This window comes from Enterobacter sp. Ag1 (assembly GCA_000277545.1).
Classification (GTDB): Bacteria; Pseudomonadota; Gammaproteobacteria; order Enterobacterales; family Enterobacteriaceae; genus Cedecea.
The window spans coordinates 1-13,874 of record AKXM01000032.1; the positions used below are offsets into that span (position 1 = coordinate 1).

Sequence of the window (13,874 nt, forward strand, 5' to 3'; positions counted from 1 at the left end):
AATGACATGGTATCTCTCGCATCCCACGGCATAAGCGGCTCCATAAACGGGTTCTTATGCCTTAGTTGTAAGTGTCTACCATGTCCCCGAACAAGTGTTCACGATGTCCCCGGACCGTACACTGGGAGAGGGCAGGGGTGAGGGTTGAATTGTAACCCGGCGCTCATCGCCCGCGAAAACACTAAAACGGCAACCCTTTGGTTGCCGTTTGCTTTTATTTTGCGTCGGTGGCTGTGCCGTTGGCATGCCAGGTGAACACCCCGAACTCAAAGCCTTTCAGGTCGCCTTTCTCATCCCACGACAGCGGCCCCATCACGGTATCCACGGTCGCCCCTTTCAGGTATTTAGAGATAGCCGCCGGATCTGCGCTCTGGTTCAGGCCAGCAGCCAGCGACTGCAGGGCTGCGTAGGTGGTCCAGACGAATGCGCCGCTTGGATCCTGTTTCTTCGCTTTGATCGCGTCCACAATCGGTTTGTTGGCCGGAACCTGATCGTAGTTCTTCGGTTTGGTCACCAGCAGGCCTTCTGCTGAATCCCCGGCGATGTTAGACAGGGAAACGTTCGCTACGCCTTCAGGCCCCATGAACTGAGTTTTCAGACCAGCAGCGCGGGACTGGCGCAGGATCTGCCCCATTTCCGGGTGGTAGCCGCCGTAGTAAACAAAGTCGATGTTCTCTTTCTTCAGGCGAGCAACCAGCGTGGAGAAATCTTTCTCACCGGCGGTGATCCCGTCGAAGAACACCACATTAGCGCCGCCTTTTTTCAGGCCATCCTGCACGGAACGCGCCAGACCTTCGCCGTACTGCTGCTTATCGTGAATCACAGCAATGCGCTTAGGCTTCACGTGTTCCAGAATGTATTTCGCCGCGGTTGGGCCCTGGTCAGAGTCGAGACCGGTAGTACGCAGAGTCAGCTTATAGCCGCGAGCGGTCAGCTCCGGTGCCGTAGCTGCCGGGGTGATCATCAGAATGCCTTCGTCTTCGTAAATGTCAGACGCTGGCTGAGTAGAAGAAGAGCACAGGTGACCGATCACGTACTTGATGCCGTCGTTCACCACTTTGTTCGCTACCGCGACCGCTTGTTTCGGGTCACAGGCATCGTCATATTTGGTGATAACCAGTTTGTCGCCTTTGATCCCGCCTTTGGCGTTAATGTCAGCCACCGCCTGCTCGGCACCGGTAAACTCCTGATCGCCGTATTGCGCGACCGGCCCAGACATTGCCCCTACTACCGCGACCTTAATATCTTTTGCCATCGCCGCGTGGCTCATTGCCAGTGCAACGCATCCTGCCAGTAAGGCTTTACCCGTCATTTTCATCCTGAGAGTCCCCATTGTTATGGTTATTGAATTTGTTGTGTTGTTGTTTATTAGCGCATTATTCTGTTTGTAGGTATAAGAAAAGCATATGATAGCTAACTTAAGGGCAGCAGCCGGCGCTACGGCAGCACACTATGCTAAACATAGCGCCATTTGCGATAATTTGGAAAGACATATTTGAAGGTTAGATAACGGGAATGTGACAAAAAAATAACCGCGCCGGAAAGCCTCCGGGCGCGGGGGAGCAGGCCTCGGAATCACCAACCTGCCGGCAAATATCCCAGAGCGGAAGCAACCGCATAAACGGCACTGCAGAGGTAAAGCAACACGATGAAAATCTGGATCAGCGGGTGGGTCATAAATGCCGGGCAGGTCCAGCCGGGCGTGACATCGCCGCTGCGGCGGGCGCCTTTAATCATCAGGATCGGCATAATCGACAAAATCACGCCGCTGAACACGCCCGCAAAATAGAGCGCATTCACGAACGACACCAGCCCGCTGTAGGCCAGCACAAACGGCGGGATCGCGACCACCAGCAGTACCAGAAAACGCTTCAGAGAAGGCTCATCGCTGCCCAGGCGGAAGCGGTCAAAGATATTGGTCAGGAAACTCCCGCCCAGCCCCCAGTACGACGTCAGCATGGCGCACAGCGCAAACAGGTTCGCCGAGAAGAATGCCCACTCTCCCAGCGCTTTCCCCCAGGAAATCGTCGCCACCTCAGAGATATCGTCCAGCCCGTTAAGCATGATGACCGACATCGGCACCAGGGCCAGCAGCGCGAAGGTCACCACCATGCCAACGAGGATGGCTTTAGGTAGCTTTTCGGGCTTGTCGGCAAAACCACGCGCCATCTCCGGCACGATGTACTGCGCCGAGAAGCAGAACACCACCACGTTGAACACCGGCACCATATAAAGCCAGTTGCCTTCCAGCAGGTAGCCGACGCTGGTCGTCTCTTTCAGCAAAGTCGCAATCACCAGCACCACTATCATCACCACCATGCCGACGCTAATAAACTTTTCCCCGCGCCCGATGGCTTTCAGGCCCATGTAGAGCACGCCCGCAGCCGGGATGAAAAACAGCACGCTGCCCAGGGCCGGGGAGATACCAAACAAAGAGTGCAGCAGTTTGCCGCTGCCGGTCATATAGGCGGTCAACGCCCCGACGCTGTTTACGCAGACGGAAAGGAACATCATCAGCGCGCCAAAGCGCCCGACGTAGCGCAGCGACAGCCCGCTGAGCTGTAAATGCTGGCGGGTACGCAAAGTGGATTCAGCGACGTAAAGCATCGTCACGGTGGTCAGGCTGCCCACCAGCACCAGCCAGAATAACAGCGGCCAGAAGCCCGCTTTGCTCGAGGCATAGGCGATAGAAAGCACGCCCGCACCAATGTTAGTGCCGACAATCATCGACACGCCTTCAACGAAACTCAGGGATTTACCGGGGACAACAGTCCGCTCCCCGCGCGCAACGGCGGGAGAGAAGGTGGAGTTTTCAGACATAATATTTTCCGTATTACTCCGGCGGTAACGTCCGCCGGAAAACAGGGGATATCAGGGTGATAAACCACTTCACGCTGGGGAAAAAATGCTGCGGCCGCCTTGTGTATGGCGGGCTTCCCTGCCGCCGCAAACTACGGGGATTAGCCCTTAAGCACTCTGGACAGAATGGCCAGCGCTTTGGTGAACTGAGCATCAGGAATGGTCAGCGGATAAAGGAAGCGAATAACATTGCCGTAGACGCCGCAGCTCAGCAGCAGCAGCCCTTGTTCCTGCGCTTTCAGCTGAACTTCACGGGTATATTCTGGCGAAGGTTTCCCGGTCTGCGGATCGTTAAACTCCACCGCCACCATCGAGCCCTGCCCACGCACGTCGACAATTGCCGGGCAGCTTTGGCGCGCCTGATTCAGCACTTCTTTCAGGTGTTCACCAAGCTGGGTGGCACGTTTGCACAGCTGTTCTTCGTTGATTACATCCAGCACCGCGTGAGCCGCGGCAACCGCCAACGGGTTGCCTGCATAAGTGCCGCCCAGGCCGCCAGGCGCAGGGGCATCCATCACTTCGGCACGGCCCACAACGCCGGACAGAGGGAAGCCACCGGCCAGGCTTTTCGCCATCGTCATCAGGTCGGCTTTGACGTCGTAATAGTCCATCGCAAACAGCTTGCCGGTACGTGCGAAGCCGGTCTGCACTTCATCGGCAATCAGCAGAATGCCGTGGGTGTCGCACAGCTGGCGCAGCGCCTGCATAAATTCAGGGGGCGCCACGTTGAAGCCGCCTTCTCCCTGAACCGGCTCCAGTATGATGGCCGCCACCTGATCCGCGGCGATATCGGCTTTAAAGATACGGTCCAGGCTTTTGAGCGCATCGTCAGTCGTCACGCCGTGAGCGGCGTTCGGGTAGACCGCGTGGTAGACGGAGCCAGGGAACGGGCCAAAACCGATTTTGTACGGTGCCACTTTGCCGGTCAGCGCCATGGTCATAAAGGTTCGGCCATGGAAGCCGCCGCCGAAGGTGATCAGGCCGGGACGTTTGGTATAAGCGCGGGCGATTTTCACCGCATTCTCAACCGCTTCCGCACCGGTGGTGAAGAACGCGGTTTTCGCCGGGCCGTCAATCGGCGCCAGTTCGTTAATACGCTCGGCCAGTGAAACGTAGCTTTCATAGGGGACAATCTGGTAAGCCGTGTGGGTAAAGGCCTGCAATTGTTTTTCTACAGCGGCAATCACTTTCGGGTGACGATGGCCGGTGTTCAGCACGGCGATCCCGGCGGCAAAATCGATAACCTCGTTGCCTTCCACATCCCACAGAGTGGCGTTCTCTGCCTTCTCTGCAAAGTAGCTACACATCACGCCCACACCGCGCGGCGTGGCCTGTAAACGGCGCTGATTCAGCTCTGCACTTTTCACCTTGGTCTCTCCTGTTATGTCAGTCACTTTATCGCAACAAATCAGAAACAATGTCGTTTATTTACACAGGTATTGGCCCTATAATCGAGTGCCAATTCAGTTTATCTGAGGGATCCAATTGCGAGACTTAGTGGGTGATTTGATTCTTGTCAGGCTACAGGCAGAGACCGATATCCTGCTGCATAAACGTCTTTATAACGCGCTGCGCCGTTCCATTCTGGATGGCTCATTGCCGCCCCACAGCCGCCTGCCCGCCTCCCGCGACTTAGCCAGCGAACTCAGCATTTCCCGTAACACTGTGTTAACAGTTTATGAGCAGCTTATGACCGAGGGGTACGTTTCATCCCGCCAGGGCAGCGGCACTTTTGTTGAAAAAACGCTGCCGGATCGCTTCACCTCCACGGGAAGCCCTGCCGAAGGTGGCACGGCTCCGGCTCCTGAGGTATCTATTTCCCGCCGCGGACAGCATCTTCTTTCTCAGGTGAGCGCCAGCCCGCGCCAGTGGGGAGCTTTTATTCCCGGTGTACCAGACGTCAACGCCTTCCCTCATCCGCTATTCAGCAAGATCCAGGCGCGCATCAGCCGCCGTCCTAAACCGGAGCGCCTGAGCTATAGCTGCAACGGCGGCACACCTGAACTACAGCATGCGCTGGTCGATTACCTGCGTGTTTCCCGAGGAGTAAACTGCCAGGTCGACCAAATCCTGATCACCGAAGGGATCCACCAGGCTATCGATCTGGTCACCCGGATGCTGTGCGACAGAGACGACCTGGCGTGGATCGAAGAACCTTCTTACTGGGGCATTCGCCACGTACTGACGATGAATGATGTGCGGGTCACGCCGCTCACCGTCGATGAGAACGGCCTTTGCCCGCCGGAGAAAGTGAGCGAAGCGCCGCGCTTAATCTTCGTCACGCCGTCTCATCAGTACCCGCTGGGGGCGGTGATGAGCCTGGAGCGCCGCCAGCGCCTGTTGGCACTCGCCCGCCAGCACGGCAGCTGGATTATTGAAGATGACTACGACAGCGAATTTCGCTTTTCTGGCCAGCCTATTCCGGCGCTGCAGGGGCTGGTCACCGACGCGCCGGTGGTTTACATCGGCACCTTCAGTAAAACGCTTTATCCGGGCTTAAGGCTCGGCTACGTCGTGCTGCCTCGTCCGCTGGTCAATGACCTGAAAACCGCCCATGCGGAATTGTATCGCGGCGGGCATTCGCTTATTCAGCAGGCGCTGGCAGAGTTTATTACCGCCGGGCATTATTCGGCCCATATTCGCCGGATGCGCCTGCTCTACGGCCGCCGTCGCGCCTTCCTGACCGACCTGATCTCCCGCCACTGCGGGCCACAGGCGCTGTCAGATTTCAGCGATAACGCCGGGCTGCATTTGATTTTGAATCTGCCTGATGAGGCCGATGATGTGGCGATTGCTGAGCGCGCTAACGCCCGCAATATTCTGGTGCGGCCCTTGTCGCGTTACTACCTGACCGAACGGCGCAAGAAGGGATTATTGATGGGGTTCGCCAGCCTGCCGGAGAGCGAAATGGAAGCGGCGTTTACCGTGCTGCTGGCATGTATGCCGGAGCATAAAAAGCAAAACGCCCCAACATAAAGTGGGGCGCTCTTAGTGCGACGTGTGTATCGGCGTTAAGCTTCGATAGCGGCGCGCAATTTTTTCATCGCGTTCTTTTCAAGCTGACGAACGCGCTCGGCGGAAACGCCATAGCGGTCTGCAAGTTCCTGCAGCGTGCTTTTGTTGTCTTCATCTAACCAGCGCGCGCGAATGATCTGCTGACTGCGTTCATCCAGGCCCTGCATCGCATCGCTCAGTTTGTCTGCGGCGTGAGATTCCCAGTTGTCGTCTTCAATGCCATCGGCAAAGTTGGAAGACTTATCCTGCAGGAAGAGCACCGGCGCCATCGGCTGACCGTCAGCGTCGTCGTCATTCGACATGTCGAAAGTCATATCCTGCGCCGCCATGCGTGACTCCATCTCAAGCACGTCTTTGCTGGACACGCCAAGCTCGTTGGCCACCATTTCGACTTCGTCCTGATTAAACCAGCCCAAGCGCTGCTTGGTTTTACGCAGGTTAAAGAACAGCTTACGCTGTGCTTTGGTGGTCGCGACTTTCACAATACGCCAGTTACGCAGCACGTATTCATGAATTTCAGCCTTGATCCAGTGCACCGCAAAGGAGACCAGGCGAACACCCACTTCTGGGTTAAAACGGCGTACTGCTTTCATCAGGCCGATGTTGCCTTCCTGGATAAGGTCTGCCTGCGGCAGGCCGTAGCCGGAATAGTTACGCGCAACATGAACAACAAAGCGCAGGTGAGACAGGATCAGCTTTTTCGCTGCTTCCAGATCGCCCTGGTAATGCAGCTTTTCAGCCAGCTCCTTCTCTTCCTCAGCCGTTAACATCGGCCAGGCGTTTGCAGCCCGGATATACGACTCCAGGTTACCAACAGGGGCTAAAGCTAAATTTTGCATTTCTTTGGTCATTCAAACCCTCTCTTAGAGACTAAGTACGGCTTGCCATTCAAGTGGCTGAGGCGCACCGACAACACGTCAGGCCCAGACCGTACCCTTCACTGTACTCTCAGACAGTGATGTTATCCACAAGTTCAATGTAAAGCTGTGAATAGATTACACACAAAGTGTGACGGTTATTGCAGCATCGCAGGGGTCACTACGGTGTAAAACGCACTCCCTGCGGACGACGTTATCGTAGCAGGGAATGAGTATATCAAAAACTTTTTACTCCGGCGTAAAACGGCGTAAATGTTGAACAGTGGCAAGCCAGGCTGCCAGCCAGCCGATCATCGACGAGACCAGCAACAGCAGCAGGCATTCGTCAAAGCCCAACCCGCTGATATCGAACTTAGTCCCGAACACCTGCGCCACTTCCGTCACCGCCGAAGAGAGGCGCATCACCAGAATCTCAGACAGGATCAGCGACAGAAACGCACCGCTAAAGCCCAGCAGCGCACCGCCATACAGGAATGGACGCAAAATAAAGCCGTCGGTTGCCCCGATAAGCTTCTGCACGTTGATGGTATCGCGGCGGGCAAAGATGCTCAAACGCACCGAGTTACCGATGACGAGGAACACCGCTGCAACCATCAGGATGCCGATCATCGCCGCCACTCGCCCGACCAGCCCGGTCAGCGCCGCCAGACGGGCAAACCAGCTGTCATCCATGCGCACTTCATCGACGCCATGAATCTTCGCCACGCGATCACGCAGCGTATTCAGATGATCCGTGCTCTGGAAATCCAGTTTAGGGTTCACCACGGCCACGGCGGGCAGCGGGTTCTCTTCCAGCATATCCAGCGCGCCGCCAAAGCCCGACCAGTTACGGAACTCGCCCAGCGCTTCTTCGCGGGAGAGGTAGTTAACTTTATCCACGCCCTCCTCCGCCTGAATCGCGCCCACCACCTGCTGCGCGGCGTTATCGTCCAGCGCCTTATCGAGGTAAACGGTGATTTGCGGGGACGGATAATATTGGGTCGCCGCCTGGTTTACGTTCTTGTAAACCATATAGCAAACGCTCGGCAGCGTCAGGGAGATGGCAATCACCATTACCGTCAGGAAGGTCGCCAGCGGCTTGCTCTTCAGATCCTGAAGCGCCCCTTCCCAGGCGTAGCGGAACTGCTCATTCACGCCGCCTTTCAGGGATTTACTTTTAGACTGCGGCCCTTTGCCACGTTTTTTCACCGAACGGCCAAGGTCGCCTAACTTATTCAGTTGGTTGATTTTATCCAGCTTGTTGCTGAAGCGCTTGATATGGTTGAGCGCACTGTGTTTATTCACCTGCCAGGCCTCCATGCAAATGGCCGTCGCTGAGGGTCAACATACGGTAATTGCGACGTGAGATAAGCCCTATATCGTGAGTCGCCATCAGCACCGTTACGCCCACGCGGTTAAACTCTTCGAACAGGCGCAGAATACCTTCCGACAGCGCATCATCAAGGTTCCCGGTCGGTTCATCCGCCAGCAGCACAGCCGGCTTGTTTACCACGGCGCGAGCGATGCCCACGCGCTGCTGTTCACCGCCGGAAAGCTGGATAGGAAAGTTCTTCGCTTTGTCCAGCAGGCCGACCTTATCTAATGCCGCAGACACGCGACGGCGAATATCTTCGCCGCTGGCGCCCGCGATGATCAGCGGGATGGCCACGTTGTCGTACACGGTTCTGTCCATCAGCAGGTGGTGATCCTGGAAGATCATCCCAATCTGACGACGCAGGAACGGCACTTCACGGCTCTTCAGGCGGCTAATATCATGGCCGCTGAAAAAAATCTTCCCATCGCTGGGCCGTTCGATACCGCAGATAAGCTTGAGCAGAGTACTCTTCCCTGCGCCAGAATGGCCGGTCAGAAAGGCCATCTCGCCCGGTTGCATATGGAAGGTCACTCCCTGCAACGCTTGTCTCCCACCGAGATAGGCTTTACTGACGTGTTCAAAGCGAATCATTGTTAATCCTCTCGGGCAAAAAGTGCCTCTATAAAGTCGCCCGCATTAAACGGTCGTAAATCAGAAATTTGTTCGCCGACGCCAATGTAGCGAATCGGAATGCCGAACTGGTCTGCCACAGAGAAGATTACGCCACCCTTGGCGGTACCATCCAGTTTGGTCAGGGTGATGCCCGTCAGCCCGACCGCTTCGTGGAACAGTTTAGCCTGGCTTATGGCATTCTGACCGGTGCTGGCGTCGAGGGTGAGCATAACCTCATGCGGGGCATCTTCGTCCAGCTTTTTCATAACCCTGACAATTTTCTTCAATTCTTCCATCAGGTGCGATTTATTCTGCAAACGCCCTGCGGTATCGGCAATCAACACATCAATGTTACGCGCCTTCGCCGCCTGAATAGCATCGAAGATAACTGAAGCGGAGTCCGCGCCGGTATGCTGGGCGACAACAGGAATATTGTTGCGCTGGCCCCAAACCTGAAGCTGCTCAACCGCTGCCGCACGGAAGGTATCACCTGCCGCCAGCATCACGGATTTGCCCTGCTGCTCGAACTGGCGAGCCAGTTTGCCGATAGTGGTGGTTTTACCCACGCCGTTAACGCCAACCATCAGGATAACAAACGGCGTTTTGCCTTCCACATTAAGCGGTTCGTCCACTTTGGCGAGGATTTCGCTCATCTCTTCTTTCAGCAGACCGTACAGCGCTTCCGCGTCACGAAGCTGCTTGCGGCTTGCGCCTTCGGTCAGGTTGGTGATGATTTTCCGGGTTGTCTCAACCCCAACGTCGGCAATGAGTAGCTGCTCTTCCAGCTCTTCAAACAGATCATCATCGATTTTCTTGCCGCGGAACAGACTGATAAATCCGGAACCGAGGTTTTGTTTAGTTTTGACCAGGCTACGCTTCAGGCGGGCGAAGAAGCCCTCTTTGGTCGGCTTTTCCTGCTCTTGCTGCACGGCAACCGGAGCAGTCTCTTCGACAGCCTCTTCTTCCGGCTCTTCATCAACAGCTTCTTCAGCCACGGCTTCATCTTCCACGGCAGCTTCGTGCGCGAACAGCGCCTCGGCTTCAGCCACTTCTTCGTTGACGATTTCGTCCTGCTCGGCCTGCCACTCGTCAGGCTGATCTACATTTTCGGCAATCTCTTCCGGCAACGGCAGCGTTTCGTGCTCCACGGCCGCAACAGGCTGCTCAATGACTTCCGGCTCTGCAACAACAGCCGCAGGTTCAATCACCTCAGGCTCGACAACGGCCTCAGGTTCGACAACGGGTTCTGGCTCGATAACCGCCACAGGCTCTGGTTCAGCCACGATCTCGGGCTCAACGGTCACTTCCGGCTCAGGAATCATTTCCGGCTCGGCCGCCAGCGCTTTCTCTTCCGCTTCTTCTGCAAGCTGGGCGTTAACCTCCACGACCTGCTCAGCAAACTTTTCGGACTCCTCCAGTGAGTGCTCACTAACTAAGTCCTGCTGTTCCTGCTCGACAGCCTGAGGCTGTTGAGGTTCATCCTGCGCGGGAGCCTGCTCAGTAACCGGTTGTTCTTCTATTACTTTTTGTTCTGCTTCGACATCCGGCTGCTGCTCTTTCTGGCCAAATCCCAGCCAGGAAAAAAAGCCACGTTTTTTCTCTTTCGCCATTTGCGACTACACTCCTCGCTGTTAATTCATGGCACAGACCCGATTCTGCTTGCCACGGGCATAAAAAATAGTGCGTTAGTCTATCACTTTCCCGGCGCCGCATCACGCCAGTGGATTAAGGTTTCCTGGCCGGGCGTGCGCCGCTAGAATAACCGCAAAATTTAGCATCGCAGTGAGAGCAATGAAGAAACCCCAATCCTCTGGTTCCGGCCAGATTCGCATCATCGGCGGCCAATGGCGCGGCCGAAAACTCCCGGTTCCGGACAGCCCCGGCCTGCGCCCGACGACAGACCGCGTGCGCGAAACGCTTTTCAACTGGCTGGCCCCGTCAATGGTAGATGCCCATTGCCTCGACTGTTTTGCCGGCAGCGGCGCGCTCGGACTGGAGGCGCTCTCCCGCTATGCCGCCAGCGCGACGCTGATTGAAATGGATCGCGCAGTCTCCCAGCAGTTGCAAAAGAACCTCGCGACCTTAAAAGCCAGCAATGGCAAAGTGCTCAACGCCAATACGCTGAATGTGCTCGCGCAGCCCGGCACACAGCACAACGTCGTCTTTGTCGACCCGCCGTTCCGTAAGGGGTTGCTGGATGAAACGCTCAGCCTGCTCGAGAAAAACGGCTGGCTGGCGGATGACGCGCTAATCTACGTAGAAAGTGAAGTGGAAAATGGTCTGCCAGCGGTGCCTGCCAGTTGGGTGCTGCACCGTGAAAAAGTCGCCGGTCAGGTGGCTTATCGCCTGTTTATTCGTGAAGCTCAAGGAGCCGCATAATGCCGATTCTGATTAACTTTGGCCGCCTGCTGATGCTTTGCGTCTGGGGCTTTCTGATCTTTAACCTGGTTCACCCTTATCCGCGCCCGCTGAACATTTTCGTTAACGTCGCGCTGATCTTCATGGTGATTATGCACGGCCTGCAGCTGAGCCTGCTGAAAGCCACACAGCCGAAAGACGGCCCGGCGCTTGCCCGCGGTGAACAGATTAAGATTTTCGTTTTTGGCGTGTTTGAGCTGCTGGTCTGGCAGAAAAAGCTGCGTCAGGGCAAGTGAGTCTCTTCGGGGACGAAGCTGACAAAGCGCGTCCCCTTGTAACTCAGCGTACCTGTATCTCCCACCGATACCGCATGGTATTCCGCCGCTTCAACGCGCATTTTCATTTCCATCCCGCCGCTCTGTGGCGCAAACCAAACCTCATAGCGAATCGAGTCTTCCGGCGGAGTGACTTCACGCTGGCGCGAACGTCGGTCGTTGGACGGTTTTTCACGCTTGGTCGCCACCACCACTTTTTTTACGCTCAGCGGCGCCGCGTCGTTTTCGATATTCTGGCGGCGCTGCTGAAAATAGCGAAAGGAGGCGGCTACGACGATGACCACAACGATGGCGATAATGAAAGTTGGGGGCTTGCTCATGGCTTTTTCTCTAATTGTCAGACACTTTTCAGCATAACCCTGGCGCCGCGCCGTTGTCATCTGCGCCGCTTAGCCACTAGACTGAACGGTGTTACGCCAACAATTAAAATAAGGATATGCCATGCTTTGGTCATTTATTGCTGTTGCGTTATCGGCCTGGATTTACATTGATGCTTCCTGGCGCGGCGCCACCTGGCAGCGCTGGCTCTTCAAGCCGCTGACCCTGCTGCTCCTGCTGCTGCTGGCCTGGCAGGCACCGATGTTTGAAGCGGCCGGCTACCTGATTGTGGCGGGTCTTCTGGCAACGCTGGTCGGCGATGCGCTCACGCTACTGCCCACTCAACGTCTGCTTTACGCCGTGGGGGCATTCTTCCTTTCGCATCTGCTGTACACCATCTATTTTGCCAGCCAGATGAGCCTGGCCATTTTCTGGCCGCTACCGCTGGCTCTGCTGATTATTGGCGCACTGCTGGTCGCGACTATCTGGACGCGGCTGGAAGCGCTGCGCGTGCCTATTCTGACGTTTATCGGTATGACGCTGGTGATGGTTTGGCTTGCCGCCGAGCTTTATTTCTTCCGCCCGACGGCCCCGAACTTCTCCGGGTTTGTGGGGGCTAGCCTGCTGCTGCTGGGCAACATTGTCTGGCTGGTCAGCCACTATCGTCACCGCTTCAGAGGCGACAGCGCCATTGCCGCCGCCTGCTACTTTGCCGGGCACTTTATGATTGTTCGCGCCCTGTATATCTGAGGTTAACGCCTGCCTTCCGCCAGGGAGGCAGGTTCCAGCCTGCGGGTTTTGCCGTAGATAATGGTCAACACCGCAGGCACCGTAAACGCCACCGCGATAGCAATCACCTCGTAAATCATCTTCGATTCCGGCCCGCTAAACAGCCCCAGCTCGAACACGTTCAGCACCGGCAGGAAGCTGTAGGTTTTCACGCCCAGGAGGCCGGTAATCCCGCCGCCCAGCGCTGCGCCAATGCAGCCGAAAACAAATAACATGCGGTATTTCAGGTTCACGCCGTACAGCGCCGGTTCGGTAATGCCGAAGAAAGCGGAGAGCGAAGCGGAAATCGCAATCTGCTTATCTTTCAGGTTACGGGCAATAAAGATGGCACCAAATACCGCCCCAAACTGCCCCATTACCGCCGACATAAACATCGCCATAATGGTGTCATAGCCGTTGACCTGAATGTTAATTAACGCCAGCGGGATAATGCCCCAGTGCACGCCAAACACCACGAACAGCTGCCCAATCCCCGCTAACAGCGCACCGGAAATCACCGGGCTGAGGTTGTACAGCCACGCATAGCCGTTGGCGATGCCGACGCCAACATAGTCAGCCACCGGGCCAATCACGGTGAACACCACAAAGCCGCTGACGATCAGCGACAAACAAGGCACGAATACCAGCGCGGCGATCTCCGGGATCACCTTTTTCAGCCAGCGTTCGACGTGGCTCAGGAAGAGCACGGCAAAGACCGCCGGGATCACCGCCCCGCCGTAGATTTTCACGTTCAGCGCCAGGCCCATAACGTGGAAGGCCCCGGGCACGCTGGCATCCGTCAGCGGGAAAATCATCGCCGCCGTCAGCGCCAGGGCGCTATATTTATTGGCCTTAAAGCGCTCCGCAGCCGTTACCGCGATAAACAGCGGCAGCATGACGAAAACGCCGCTGGAAAGCGCATTGAACACGGTGAACACATACGAATGGGTATCCACCAGGTTCATTGTTTGCAGCAACACCACAATCCCTTTCACCACCCCCACGCCCGCCAGCACGCCGATGTAAGGCGTGAAAATAGCGGAAAGCGTGGCCAGCAGGCGATTAATCATCGAGCCCTGCGGCGCAGAGGCTTCTTCTGAGGACGGCTCCCCCATCTGCGCCGTGATAGCCAGAAAGACTTTTTCAACTTTTGGCCCAATAACAATCTGGAATTGCCCTGGGTTTTCAACCAGTTTGACTACCTCTGGCAACTTATAAAGCTCATCTTTATTAATCTTACTTTTATCTTTGATAGTAAAACGCAAACGGGTTGCGCAGTGGGTAAGATGCTCTATATTTTCTGCCTCGCCGACATGCTGAATTATCTGTCGGGCAAGTTGACTGAAGGTAGCCATAATCATTCCTCAGTAGCAAGGT

General features: G+C 56.1%; 13 protein-coding genes. 4 read left to right on the top strand and 9 right to left on the bottom strand.

All coding sequences use genetic code 11. The features are described 5' to 3' along the window. Positions 1 to 214: 214 nt before the first annotated feature. The 3 genes from A936_RS13240 to A936_RS13250 all read right to left on the bottom strand — a co-directional run bounded on the left by A936_RS13240 (position 215) and on the right by A936_RS13250 (position 4,226). Positions 215 to 1,318, bottom strand: coding sequence for a branched-chain amino acid ABC transporter substrate-binding protein (locus A936_RS13240; protein ID WP_008458563.1), 1,104 nt, complete (start codon positions 1,316 to 1,318; stop codon positions 215 to 217). 257 nt (positions 1,319 to 1,575) lie between these two features. Beyond that, entirely contained in the window at positions 1,576 to 2,820 is a 1,245-nt protein-coding gene (locus A936_RS13245) for an aromatic amino acid transport family protein (RefSeq protein WP_008458566.1), read from the bottom strand. 140 nt (positions 2,821 to 2,960) lie between these two features. Beyond that, a complete protein-coding gene (locus A936_RS13250; protein WP_008458568.1) occupies positions 2,961 to 4,226 on the bottom strand; it encodes a 4-aminobutyrate--2-oxoglutarate transaminase in 1,266 nt (421 codons plus the stop codon). Between the two features lie 118 nt (positions 4,227 to 4,344). Between A936_RS13250 and pdxR the strand changes: the two genes are divergently transcribed. After that, positions 4,345 to 5,835: a MocR-like pyridoxine biosynthesis transcription factor PdxR gene (gene pdxR / locus A936_RS13255; protein WP_008458570.1), complete on the top strand. Its 1,491-nt coding sequence runs from the start codon at positions 4,345 to 4,347 to the stop codon at positions 5,833 to 5,835. Between the two features lie 35 nt (positions 5,836 to 5,870). Here the strand turns inward: pdxR and rpoH are convergent, their stop codons facing one another. From rpoH to ftsY, 4 genes are all read right to left on the bottom strand, one after another. After that, entirely contained in the window at positions 5,871 to 6,725 is an 855-nt protein-coding gene (rpoH, locus tag A936_RS13260) for an RNA polymerase sigma factor RpoH (RefSeq protein WP_008458573.1), read from the bottom strand. A gap of 255 nt (positions 6,726 to 6,980) precedes the next feature. After that, positions 6,981 to 8,036, bottom strand: coding sequence for a permease-like cell division protein FtsX (ftsX, locus tag A936_RS13265; RefSeq protein WP_008458575.1), 1,056 nt, complete (start codon positions 8,034 to 8,036; stop codon positions 6,981 to 6,983). Continuing rightward, positions 8,029 to 8,697: a cell division ATP-binding protein FtsE gene (ftsE, locus tag A936_RS13270; protein ID WP_008458576.1), complete on the bottom strand. Its 669-nt coding sequence runs from the start codon at positions 8,695 to 8,697 to the stop codon at positions 8,029 to 8,031. The genes ftsX and ftsE overlap by 8 nt, the downstream gene beginning before the upstream one ends. A gap of 2 nt (positions 8,698 to 8,699) precedes the next feature. Beyond that, positions 8,700 to 10,328, bottom strand: a complete 1,629-nt coding sequence (gene ftsY / locus A936_RS13275; RefSeq protein ID WP_008458579.1) for a signal recognition particle-docking protein FtsY — start codon at positions 10,326 to 10,328, stop codon at positions 8,700 to 8,702. A gap of 181 nt (positions 10,329 to 10,509) precedes the next feature. On the opposite strand from ftsY, the gene rsmD reads away from it, so the two are divergent. Continuing rightward, positions 10,510 to 11,097: a 16S rRNA (guanine(966)-N(2))-methyltransferase gene (rsmD, locus tag A936_RS13280; RefSeq protein ID WP_008458581.1), complete on the top strand. Its 588-nt coding sequence runs from the start codon at positions 10,510 to 10,512 to the stop codon at positions 11,095 to 11,097. A 5-nt stretch (positions 11,098 to 11,102) separates the two neighbouring features. After that, positions 11,103 to 11,372 carry a DUF1145 family protein gene (locus A936_RS13285; protein ID WP_096754169.1) on the top strand — a complete coding sequence of 90 codons (270 nt, stop codon included), beginning with the start codon at positions 11,103 to 11,105 and terminating at the stop codon, positions 11,370 to 11,372. Here A936_RS13285 and A936_RS13290 read toward each other — a convergent pair. Beyond that, positions 11,360 to 11,731 (bottom strand): DUF2500 domain-containing protein, encoded by a 372-nt coding sequence (locus A936_RS13290; protein WP_008458585.1) that lies wholly within the window; start codon positions 11,729 to 11,731, stop codon positions 11,360 to 11,362. The genes A936_RS13285 and A936_RS13290 overlap by 13 nt on opposite strands. A gap of 121 nt (positions 11,732 to 11,852) precedes the next feature. Between A936_RS13290 and A936_RS13295 the strand changes: the two genes are divergently transcribed. Further along, positions 11,853 to 12,479: a lysoplasmalogenase gene (locus A936_RS13295; RefSeq protein WP_008458586.1), complete on the top strand. Its 627-nt coding sequence runs from the start codon at positions 11,853 to 11,855 to the stop codon at positions 12,477 to 12,479. Positions 12,480 to 12,481: 2 nt separating this feature from the next. Here the strand turns inward: A936_RS13295 and A936_RS13300 are convergent, their stop codons facing one another. Continuing rightward, positions 12,482 to 13,852, bottom strand: a complete 1,371-nt coding sequence (locus A936_RS13300) for a PTS transporter subunit EIIC (protein ID WP_008458587.1) — start codon at positions 13,850 to 13,852, stop codon at positions 12,482 to 12,484. Positions 13,853 to 13,874: the final 22 nt, after the last annotated feature.

Excerpts from the sequence above, each read along its gene's own strand:
- A936_RS13295 (WP_008458586.1), top strand. The coding sequence starts at position 11,853 with ATGCTTTGGTCATTTATTGCTGTTGCGTTATCGGCCTGGATTTACATT.
- A936_RS13290 (WP_008458585.1), bottom strand. The coding sequence starts at position 11,731 with ATGAGCAAGCCCCCAACTTTCATTATCGCCATCGTTGTGGTCATCGTC.
- A936_RS13240 (WP_008458563.1), bottom strand. The coding sequence starts at position 1,318 with ATGAAAATGACGGGTAAAGCCTTACTGGCAGGATGCGTTGCACTGGCA.
- ftsE (WP_008458576.1), bottom strand. The coding sequence starts at position 8,697 with ATGATTCGCTTTGAACACGTCAGTAAAGCCTATCTCGGTGGGAGACAA.
- A936_RS13245 (WP_008458566.1), bottom strand. The coding sequence starts at position 2,820 with ATGTCTGAAAACTCCACCTTCTCTCCCGCCGTTGCGCGCGGGGAGCGG.
- ftsY (WP_008458579.1), bottom strand. The coding sequence starts at position 10,328 with ATGGCGAAAGAGAAAAAACGTGGCTTTTTTTCCTGGCTGGGATTTGGC.
- rsmD (WP_008458581.1), top strand. The coding sequence starts at position 10,510 with ATGAAGAAACCCCAATCCTCTGGTTCCGGCCAGATTCGCATCATCGGC.
- A936_RS13300 (WP_008458587.1), bottom strand. The coding sequence starts at position 13,852 with ATGGCTACCTTCAGTCAACTTGCCCGACAGATAATTCAGCATGTCGGC.
- rpoH (WP_008458573.1), bottom strand. The coding sequence starts at position 6,725 with ATGACCAAAGAAATGCAAAATTTAGCTTTAGCCCCTGTTGGTAACCTG.